The organism is Plesiomonas sp., assembly GCF_051650925.1.
Taxonomy (GTDB): Bacteria; Pseudomonadota; Gammaproteobacteria; order Enterobacterales; family CAMTGL01; genus Plesiomonas.
On record NZ_JBOFRH010000350.1, the window covers coordinates 1 to 10,667 of the forward strand.

At 43.7% G+C, this 10,667-nt stretch carries 8 protein-coding genes; 2 read left to right on the top strand and 6 right to left on the bottom strand.

Annotated elements, in window-relative coordinates:
- On the bottom strand, nt 1–403 hold a 403-nt coding region (locus ACRC27_RS08040), incomplete at its 3' end, for a DUF808 family protein (protein WP_438639618.1).
- Between the two features lie 128 nt (nt 404–531).
- Entirely contained in the window at nt 532–2,667 is a 2,136-nt protein-coding gene (gene ovoA, locus ACRC27_RS08045) for a 5-histidylcysteine sulfoxide synthase (protein ID WP_438639624.1), read from the bottom strand.
- Nucleotides 2,668–2,985: 318 nt separating this feature from the next.
- Here ovoA and ACRC27_RS08050 point away from each other — a divergent pair, with 318 nt between their 5' ends.
- Entirely contained in the window at nt 2,986–4,002 is a 1,017-nt protein-coding gene (locus tag ACRC27_RS08050; RefSeq protein WP_438639619.1) for a mechanosensitive ion channel family protein, read from the top strand.
- A gap of 279 nt (nt 4,003–4,281) precedes the next feature.
- Nucleotides 4,282–5,352, top strand: coding sequence for a glycosyltransferase family 4 protein (locus tag ACRC27_RS08055; RefSeq protein WP_438639620.1), 1,071 nt, complete (start codon nt 4,282–4,284; stop codon nt 5,350–5,352).
- Between the two features lie 32 nt (nt 5,353–5,384).
- On the opposite strand, the gene ACRC27_RS08060 is transcribed toward ACRC27_RS08055, so the two are convergent.
- From ACRC27_RS08060 to ACRC27_RS08075, 4 genes are all read right to left on the bottom strand, one after another.
- A complete protein-coding gene (locus ACRC27_RS08060) occupies nt 5,385–6,527 on the bottom strand; it encodes a glycosyltransferase family 4 protein (RefSeq protein WP_438639621.1) in 1,143 nt (380 codons plus the stop codon).
- Nucleotides 6,524–7,747, bottom strand: a complete 1,224-nt coding sequence (locus ACRC27_RS08065; protein ID WP_438639622.1) for a glycosyltransferase family 4 protein — start codon at nt 7,745–7,747, stop codon at nt 6,524–6,526. Before ACRC27_RS08065 ends, ACRC27_RS08060 begins: the two co-directional genes overlap by 4 nt.
- A gap of 80 nt (nt 7,748–7,827) precedes the next feature.
- Nucleotides 7,828–9,219, bottom strand: a complete 1,392-nt coding sequence (locus ACRC27_RS08070) for an O-antigen ligase family protein (protein WP_438639623.1) — start codon at nt 9,217–9,219, stop codon at nt 7,828–7,830.
- A complete protein-coding gene (locus ACRC27_RS08075) occupies nt 9,177–10,505 on the bottom strand; it encodes a lipopolysaccharide biosynthesis protein (RefSeq protein ID WP_438624185.1) in 1,329 nt (442 codons plus the stop codon). The genes ACRC27_RS08070 and ACRC27_RS08075 overlap by 43 nt, the downstream gene beginning before the upstream one ends.
- Nucleotides 10,506–10,667: the final 162 nt, after the last annotated feature.

The following is a 10,667-nucleotide window of genomic DNA, read 5'->3' on the forward strand; positions in this document are numbered from 1 at the left end:
GCGGGGTTTGCTCAGGGGTATGTTTTGTTTCCTCTGTATTCAAGCTTTCAGCCGTATGCTGTGATGATTTTGTCAGTGTATGCAAAACCTTCTCAAACCCTTCGAAACAAAGGAACATGCCGCCCAGCATTAATAACGGGGTAACGGCCCACGGAATCAATGCGCTAATGAGTAGTGCCGCGGGTACTAAAATCAGTTTATTGCGAAAAGACCCTTTTGCGACTGCCCATACCACCGGTAATTCACGATCAGCTTTAACACCAGAAACCTGCTGGGCATTCAGGGCCAGATCATCCCCCAATACCCCGACCGTCTTTTTAGCCGCCACTTTCGTCATCAAGGCAACATCATCTAAAATTGCCGCAATATCATCTAACAAAGCAAAAAAACTCGCCCCTGCCATAAACTCCCCTGAAGTGCCCTTATCGCGTACGGGGTAACCCCCGTACATTTATCACATGAATATGATCTATTATGCCGTAAATCCTCAACAAGGTTTGTCTGTTTTGGTTTCCTTCCTCAATAAGGTAGTTATTTTTTACGCCAAAGCGTAACCTGAGAGAGTGTATGCTGGTATTTCCGTGCGGTTTCCCGAATGACAAATGGCACATCTTTGGGTTGTGTAATAAGTTCAAATTGCGGGTTTAACAAGCGGCTAATATGCTGAAAACTGCTTAATGACTCACCATTTTCTTTCTTTCCACCAAGCCATTGATCTACCGGCGTATATTGCTCTAACCATGTATAAGGCGAAGCCAATAGCAGTATTCCGCCGCTGACAATACGCTCTGCTATCATCTCTAAAAATAGGGTAGGATTTGGTAATCTATCAATTAAATTTGCGGCAAATACCAGATCATATTGCTGATATTTATCCTTCAAATTACAAGCATCACCTTGTGTAAACTGTACTCTAGCCATTGTATCAGCGGTTATTCCACACTGAGAAAGCGTAATACTGCGATATTCACGCAACGCCCCTTCGGTCGGAACGGCATAGCGATATTCATTCTGTAACGTTAATGATAAAGCGATATCAATAAAACGGGCTGAATAATCAACCGCATCTACTGCGTGAAAATGGCGCGCCAATTCAAAACTGGCTCGACCAACCGCACAACCAATATCCAAAGCCCTGTTTACTCTATGACAGTGCGGAATAACATGCTCAACCAACTGCACCGCAAAATTTGGCACTGAAAAGTGTGGTTGGCCATAGTGAAAATCAAGATATTGCCCAGCCAACTGATCGGTTTCATAGGGGTTAACTACCGCAGGCTCTTGATAGTCAGAGACCACATAACGAAATCCGGCATGTTGGAAAAAGTGGCGACGAAACGCATAGCGTGAATGCTGAATAGCCAGATTTCCGGTTGAAGCCCATGAACCACCTTTAATCAGGGTATGTTTTCCGTCAAATGTGGGGGTAGAAAAATCATCATACAGCGGGTGAACGACAAACCCGTCAAAGCCATCAATCGCGGTAGAGGTCCACTGCCAGACATTACCTGCCACATCACACAATGACCCGTGCATAAAATAATCAACCGGACACGGTGAAGCCCAGTATGCCAAATCAATATTGGCCGGAACAGCCGTATCGTCTGCCAGCCATGCTGGGTGATCGGTATCTATTGCCTGCCTTAACTGCACCCATTGTGCTTCACTGGGCAGTTGTATCGACAAGCCTGTTGCTGCTGCTTTCCAACGGCAAAAGGCATCGGCTTCAAGCTGATTAACCTCTGCAGGCCAATCCCACGGCATAGGCACTTCTTGCAGCATCAAACGTAAACGCAGGTGCTCGGGTTGGCTGGGTATGCCGACCCAAAATGTTGGTTGTACTGCTTTTGCAAACTGACACCAGCGCCACCCTTCATCACTCCACCACTGCTGCTGCATATAGCCATTATCGGCAACAAACAGGTAAAATTCGGCATTACTGACCAGCATACGCGCGACTGAAAAATCACCAAGCGTTGCTGTACGCTGACCATATTCGTTATCCCACCCGTAGGTTGCAGCATTGCGGTCTTTTCCAAGCGACAAAGTGCTACCCGATTGTGCAATTAAGCGGTTATCCGGCACATTTTCCCGCTGATGCTCTGCTATCGGGCAAATTGGCCATAAAGAGTTTGGCTTAACCCACGAAAGCGGTAACTGCCGAATCAGCACTGATGACGTTTCAAGATGAATGCGCTCATGCTCTATCCCCATCAGGATCACCCATGCTGGGCTATTATCCTGTATCGGTAACGATAACGGCATCTGCTTAATAAAAGCGCAGACACACTCCTTCACTCGTGTCCGGTAATCTTGCAAGGTAGCAATATCAGGCCATGCATAATGTGACTCATCCAGATCATCCCAGCTCATTTCATCAACACCAATTGCCATCATTGATTCAATCACCGGATCTACGCGCACATGCAATAATTGCGCAGCCATCAACTTATTAATGAAAAATGTTGCAGTATGGCCGTAATAAAAAATTAATGGGTGACGTAAGCTAATCGCTTTGGTAAACCACGCCCGCTCATCACATAAGCAGGAAAATAACGATTCATAGCGGCTAAACACGCTCAAAAATGTTGTGAGTATCTCTACCCTTTTCTGTTCAGGGTCATCCCCCGTTAGCAGTACTGTACCGGCCAACCCGTTCTCTGACATAAACAAGTTTTGCGTTGATACCGTTTGTGTTGTGTGCAGCACCATAGGGTGACTCTCCTTGTTTCCGATACGGGTTTACCCAATACCTACTACAGCAAAGAGCACTTAAGCCTCGGTTATTGGGTGATAACATGTTTAGGTTAATATTTAGGCACATCTTAACTATAGACGTATATGCACAATCACTGGCAGACTGGAAATGGTTGCTCTTTATCGTCTGACACATCGCTTCATAGCCTGATAGACGGCATAGCTATGCGGTATAGTTATACGATATAGTGCAGTAAAATTATTAACATAACACATGGTTTTATCCTTATGTTTACATCTCGCTTAATTATTGAGCTTGTATTACTAACATCGGCATCGGCTTTTGCTATCGGTGTGTGGTTTTTCTTTTTAAGCCGAAAATTTAATAACCACAAAAAAGCATTCACATCTGTGCTGGCTTGCCTCTCTTCCATTGTATTTTGGATTATTATCCTGCTGACAGTCACAGAAACTGTCAGTATTTTTTTAAAACATTTGAACTTTTCATATAACTATCCGGAATGGATCAGCACAATTAACATCACTTTAATTTCAGCTATTGTGATTAAATATGTATTTGCCCTTATTATGCAAATTGAAACATCACAAATTGAAAAAGGTAATGATGTCACCACTTCAAGAGCGATTGCACGCTTACTAAAATCCATTACAGTACTGACACTGATATTACTGGTTGGTCAACATTTTGGTTTAAGTTTATCTGGTTTAATGACCTTTGGTGGTGTAGGTGGTATTGCGATTGGTTTGGCCGGTAAAGATATTATCAGTAACTTTTTCTCGGGTTTAATGCTCTATTTCGATCGTCCGTTTAATGTCGGAGATTGGATTCGTTCACCCGATCGCAATATTGAAGGCACAGTATGTGAAATCGGCTGGCGTTTAACCAAGATAACCACTTTTGATCATCGCCCGCTGTATGTTCCAAACTCAGTTTTTTCATCTATCAGCGTGGAAAACCCCGGCAGAATGACCAATCGCCGGATAAAAACCACCTTAGGCTTACGCTACCAAGATGCCGCTGTAGTAGGTAATGTTGTTAATGATATCAATCAGATGCTGAAATCACACCCTGACATTGATACCAAACAAACTCTATTGGTCTATTTTGATGATTTTGCTGACTCTTCACTGAACATCATGATTTACTGTTTTACCCGTACTACCGCATGGGCTGAGTGGTTACGTGTTCAACAAGACGTTTATTTAAAAATGATCGATATTGTACATCAGCATAATGCTGACTTTGCATTTCCAAGCCAAACGCTTTATATCGATAAAGAGTAATTTATTTTTATTCCCCCATTATGAGCAGGTTATCTTAACTGCTCTATTTCTTTATAAATAGCACACTAATAATTCAAATTGATATAAAAATACACCAACACCTACTTACACAGAAAATACATCTCATGCAAAAAAGCAATAAAATAAATATGAGTGTTTATTTTTGTCGATCTACTCTGATTGTAAAAATGTGCCATACTAAGCAATCAAGTTTGCGTATCGTGCTATATTAATAGAAAGCATATTGATACCCTATCACTAAGAGAAAAAGGCTCTGTCATGGAACGACATACCGATCACAATAATGTATCACCTACACTCTCTGCGCTAAAAACAGCATGTGCCGACAAGCCAATCTGGTTGGTGCTAGATAGCCGCCAAATTGGTGGAATTGAAAACCATGTTTTCACTCTGGCAGAAGCATTACAAAAACAAGGTTGCCAGCCTACTGTGGTGCTAATGGATGACTACGGTTCAAGCCCCAATATCAATCGGTTAAAACGGCTGAGTATTCCATATCATATTTGCCACGGTTCGCGTGATTTTATTCGCTATATGCGCCAGCAACGCCCCGCTTTACTGCACTCGCATGGCTATAAAGCCGGTATTATATGCCGTATTTTTGGTCGATTATCTGGTATCAAGGTCATTTCAACCTACCATTCAGGAGATATGGGCACTGGGCGTTTGCGGTTTTATACCACGGTCGATTTACTGACGGCCTGCCTTGCTCCCAGAATTGCCGTAAGTCAGAGTATTGCCCAACGGTTGTACAAACCAGTGGCCGTTATCCCTAATTTTGTTGATCTGCCCGCACAATTAAATATCAATCAGCATACTCGTATCGGTTTTGTCGGCCGCCTTAGCCACGAAAAAGGCCCTGATATTTTTTGCCAACTGGCAAAAGAGCACCCTTATGCTGAATTTCATTTATATGGTGATGGGCCAATGCATACCGCACTGCAGGCCGAATACCATGATCAGGTAATTTTTCACGGTTTTTGTGCCGATATGACACAAGTTTGGCCAGATATTGATCTGCTCTGTATTACCTCACGAGCAGAAGGTTTACCGCTTGCCGCACTTGAAGCTCTTGCCCATGGAATACCGGTCTGTACATTTAATATCGGCGGGCTAGGCGATCTCATTCAAAATAACCATAACGGCTGGCTGATTTCGGCACAAAATAGCCAGCAAATGAATCAGGCTATCACACACTGGCTAGGTTTAGGAGACTCTGAGCGCACCCGCATACAACAGCAGGCACGAGCATCTATCGCCAAACAATATACGCCAGAAGCTGCAGTTCCCCATATTATGACGCAGTATCTATCAGCGTTATCAGCTTAATACCATTTATTTAACTCTCCAGATCTTGATGATCAGCCTAACAACTTTTTAAGTACTTCAAGCGGCTGCTGGTAGACAATTTCAGCCCGAAATGCAGCCGCAACTGTCTCTCCTGCCAAACCAAGTTCACGGATCAGTCTCGGTTGTTGTTGTAATTGCTTCAAACACTGTAACAGTGCCTCACTGTTATTAGGCTGATATTTCAAACAATTTACACCATGTTCAAGCTTTTGATCCCAATACGCACCGTCTGCTGGGATCACAACACACAACCCCACACACAACGCTTCTAAAATAGACAACCCGAAAGGTTCATTCTCACTGGTTGAAATAAATACCGTACAGGTCGATCTAATTTGATCCAGATTATCCGGCTCTTCATGCCAATGAACATTGGAAATGGCTCTCGGTATTTGTGTAATCGGTAACGTAATGTCTTTTGGGCGGAGAAAACAGATCTCTGTCTCCCAAGTTGTTTCCTTCTGAGGTTCAACAGCCGCTTGCTGCAAAACATTAAGCAACAGATCTAACCCCTTCCATTTTAGGATAGAAGCTGCCCAGAAAATCTTTACTGGCAGAGTCTCTGTACTTGCGTTAATGGCTATCATGGCTGATGGCCAGCGTGAGCGAGGAATACCATTTTGCATAATAGACCATGCATCACTTTGTAAACGCTGATTAATTTTATCTTCGGTTTCACCCACGGCAGTAAGTGCCGCTTTGAGTGAGGCCTCACAACTGGCTAGATAGAACACCCGATCGGCCATTTTTACACAACGCCCGCACGTACGTGAACGCGCTACTGGGCCATGAACCAATTGTACTATCTGAGCCGGCACAATTAATTTGCTCAGATACAGTGCCAGATCCACACCGGGGCCAGATCCGCCAATCAATACACTGCCCATCCCCAAACGAAGACGTAGCAGCAACACTTGTAACGCCAAAAAGAGGTGTCGCAAAAAATAGGGGATCCCTGATTCCGCAGTACGAACAAACGGCAACTCATATAAGTTTACCGTACGCCACCCCGTTGATTTCCACGCACTGGCATTGCGGGTCAGCACTGTAATTTGCGCCTGATCGTCTGGTAATAATCCCAAAAAATAGCGGTTGGCTACTTTTGATCCTCCATTAAATGCAATGGGATCAAGCAATAAAATACGCCTTGTCATTCCGCACCTCTTGAGAAAAAAGTACACATACGCTGCCATAACCAGCGCAATAAACCAGGAAAACAGCGCCAACCATTGCGCCATGTCAGATGCATTTCCGGATTTGTTAATAGCTGCTGATATACAGCTTGAATATCTTGGATATAACGCTCAACAGAAAATTGCTGTAACACCCGTAAGCGGCCTGACTCACCCATTTGTAACCGGAGAGCAGCTGAATCATGCAACTGCTCAATGGCAGCAACCAAAGCATTAACATCTTCAGCAGGGAATAGAAGCCCTGAAACCTGATCGGCAACAACATCAGGAATTCCCCCTACCCGAGAAGCAATAACCGGCAATCCCGCCCAACCTGCTTCAGCCAAAACCAGACCAAATACCTCTTCACGTGCGGCAGAAACCATAATATCAGCCCCACCGCGTAGCCATCCGCCGACATCAGTTATCTCACCCACAATGAAAACTCGGTGCATCACACCAAGCTCTTGAATTTGCCGTAGGAGTGCAGTATGAGCTTCACCTTCACCCAGAATAACCAACACCACATTGCGTTGTTTATCCTGCAGTTTTTTTACGGCATCAATAAGAATATCCATGCCCTTTCGCACAATCAGTGACCCGACCGAAATTAGCAGCAGAGCATCGTTGTGAATACCCAATTGCTGACGAATATCAGTAATCGGATGCAGTGCTAATCGGTTAGCATCAATACCGTTATAAATAACCTTAAGCCGATGGTTTGGCACACCATCATCAATTAGCCCCTCAAGCACAGGCTTGCTTACTCCGGCAGCAAATGACACCTGATGCAGTAATAAGCTGTAGCGGTCTCGCGGCTGGTAACGAGCATGTAAATGAGCAAATAAAGGTAAATGATAAGAGCGAGCAACAGGTACCATCCATTGACAAGGTGCACCACTATTACAATGAATCAGTTTAATCTCATGTTCACGGATAATATCACTTGCTTGCCTGAGTAACCGCCAATAAGCACGAAGATCACAGCGGGGAACATGCCATCCCCCAATTAACGTAAAAGGGGTAAAATAAACCTCAATACCCAATTGTGCCACTTGCGTTAATAATGCACTATTGTTACTCCACACTACGGGTAAATATTGCCGAGTGTCTAAGCCCGCGAGTAAATCTAATAAACAGCGCTCACTGCCTCTAATCCATGTGTCACCATAATGCACAAACAGAATGGGGATCGGCATCATTTCAGTTATCCTTTCATAAAATGTGCGCCATTACGCCAACATATTGTTCAAAATTAATAAAACAAAGCTCATTGGCATATTTATAATCGTAATGCCCGCTGTTTTTCAATCGCACGCATACCCGCTACCGCAATCGCCAGTTGTAAATAGACCGGCCATGTAAAACCTTGTGTTAAAAATGTGCCTGAAACACAAAAACCAATAATACTGGCCACAACGCCATTAATTGCAATCGTTACTGAATGTGGTTCTGATCTATCAAGACTAGATGCAACTCGCCAAACATGAAATAGCGTAGAAAAGAGCATAATTAAAAAAATCGTAAACCCTAAAAATCCAGTTTCAGATAACACATTAAACCATGTAGAGTGAACGGCGTGATTTAATCCATCCCAATGGGGGCTATAAAAATAGTAATTATAGTAAAAATTATTTAACCCCACCCCACGAAATGGGTGTGCAACAGCCATACCCCATGCAGCTTCCCATGCGTATAACCGCCCCATTGCGGAAGCATCAATACCATCTTCAGATGCGCCTCCAGAACTACGGCCACTGATTCCGGCCACAGCAAATAAAATTAATAGTGCAATAGTTCCAAGAGAAAACAGTAAGACTTTTGATTTTATTTTCCGATAACCCGATACCGCCATCACAGCACAAATACCCAGTAAACCACCCCGACTTTGTGTTGCAATAATAGCCAACAAATTAACTAAAAATCCGGCTAAGCCAAAAAAACGCTCCATTTTATGCGCGCGCGACTCAAGTGCAGTGGCTAACGAAAATCCGGCAGGAAATAACAGCACCAACGCTAAATCATTTGGATCACCGAGAACTGAGCCTAACTCTCGGCCAATGGTAACGCGGGTCTCTTCCACTAACCCTATTCCGGCACTTTTGTTATACAAAGCAACAATACCCACCAATAAACCACAAGCAATAAAAACCCGTGTTGCCATAGCAAAATCGGCCGGTCTGTCCATCAGCCACGCAATAGCAAATGTCATCGTGACAATTTTCACATATGTTCCATTCCAGGCTGCTAATGCTTCACCACGATTTGCGGCCATAAAAACACCAATCGTCACCAGCACAAAAAAAATACTTAACCATTTAAATTCTGAACACCAAAATGGTTGAATTTTTTTTGTCATTAACGTATGCCATAACAATACGGCCAATGCCGCTACTGCAAGAAGTTGTGGTAATCGCAACGGATTAAGTTGAGGAATAACTTCATGAATACGGAAAAAAGAAAATGCGATAAAAGCCAATACAACCCAAAATGGAAAACGAAAAACCAGTAGCACACCAATAATCAGCATCCCTAAAATAGGGCCAATTAATGGTAACGGCACAAACCACCATACAGCAGCAACCAGCACACAAAGCAGTGTGCTCACGAATACCGGTTTACCATGGCGAATTATAAAATGGGGTGTTGGGCTACCCACCACTGGCCTATCCATAGCGCTATCCCCATTAACAATGCCGAACTGATTACACCATACCCACGATAAGGCAGAGACAATAACCGCTGGCTACAATAAAAAAACAGACCTGCACGTAATATATTGACCAACAACTGGCTAATAATAACGCCAAAAACGCCAAAGAAGGGAATTAATATTGCATAACCGATCACACCTACAGCACTACTGGCCAAATGAATATTCATCTGTATTTTACTGTCAGATTGGCTATAACAACCTACATTCATTAATTCAGATTGTGTTTTAAATGCCATTGCCGCGACTAACCAAGGGACTAATTGTATTGCCGGATGATAAGCGGCCGGTGTTAACTTCATAATTAAGTAAGGTGCAATAACACCTACCACACCGGCCAATAAATAACCGCAAGATGCCCCAAACTCTGCAAAGTCTGCGTTTTGCTGTAGCCCTTTTGCATCACCCAATAATTGAAAACGTTTGGGATACCACCAAAGCGCAAAAGGCTGTAATACTAATCCGGCCGCTAATGCAAATTTGGCTGCTACCGCATAATAGGCTAGTTCAGTTTCCCCTGCAGAACCCGCCAACCACCAGCGATCTAACCCTGCCACGGCAAAACCTGCCAGACCACTGATTAATATAGGGAAACCATAACGTAAATACTGTGTGCTATTTTGTAGCCTAAAGTGAGAACCGGTATCACGCCACTGCCAGCCCCCCATTAAAATCGCTTGCCCTAAACTGGCCAGCGCACCTACCATGATTACACCCTCAACACCGTAACCACTGCGCAGAAAAACCCAAATCAAAAACGCTTGTATCACGACCCGCCCAGCCGTACACAAGAAGAAAAAACGAGCCATCCCTTTCATCCGTATCCACGCAAGTGGAATACCAATAACCCCTTCTAAAGCAATAGAGATCAATGCCCAGCGAACAGCGGAAACAGAAACAACACCGGGTAATAACGCGGCAATATGGGCAGAAAAAGGAAGAAGAACCAGAACACCTAATATTGCAATAATTAAGGTTTGACCAAACAACGTGCCGGCAACCTGATTACGCTCTTCGGGTGTATGTGAAACCCCAGCAAAACGATACAGCGCATCGACCAACCCTAACCCTAGCAATAACGTGCCGATATTGATCAGAGCCAGTAACACCTCAAGTTGCCCAAATTCAGCCGTCGACAGATAGTGGGTAAAAACAGGCAGCATCAGCAATGAGATCCCCTTCATCAGGATCAGCCCAAGGCCGTAAAAAAACATCTGCTGCAATGCTGCCGGAATTTTTATCCGCATGGTGTCCGTACCATAATAAGTCAAAGAGTTATCAGATCTTTATAGTCATGTTTCTGATTATTGACTAGATAAACTGGCAAAATAGACAAAATAGTCTTAATAATTAAGTATTACTCTTTCGTTTTTCTAAAATGAGCACACAGTCATGACATGGATAAGTCG

Coding starts and splice junctions, on each gene's coding strand:
- ovoA (WP_438639624.1), bottom strand. CDS start 2,667: ATGTCAGAGAACGGGTTGGCCGGTACAGTACTGCTAACGGGGGATGAC.
- ACRC27_RS08050 (WP_438639619.1), top strand. CDS start 2,986: ATGTTTACATCTCGCTTAATTATTGAGCTTGTATTACTAACATCGGCA.
- ACRC27_RS08055 (WP_438639620.1), top strand. CDS start 4,282: ATGGAACGACATACCGATCACAATAATGTATCACCTACACTCTCTGCG.
- ACRC27_RS08060 (WP_438639621.1), bottom strand. CDS start 6,527: ATGACAAGGCGTATTTTATTGCTTGATCCCATTGCATTTAATGGAGGA.
- ACRC27_RS08065 (WP_438639622.1), bottom strand. CDS start 7,747: ATGATGCCGATCCCCATTCTGTTTGTGCATTATGGTGACACATGGATT.
- ACRC27_RS08070 (WP_438639623.1), bottom strand. CDS start 9,219: ATGGATAGGCCAGTGGTGGGTAGCCCAACACCCCATTTTATAATTCGC.
- ACRC27_RS08075 (WP_438624185.1), bottom strand. CDS start 10,505: ATGCGGATAAAAATTCCGGCAGCATTGCAGCAGATGTTTTTTTACGGC.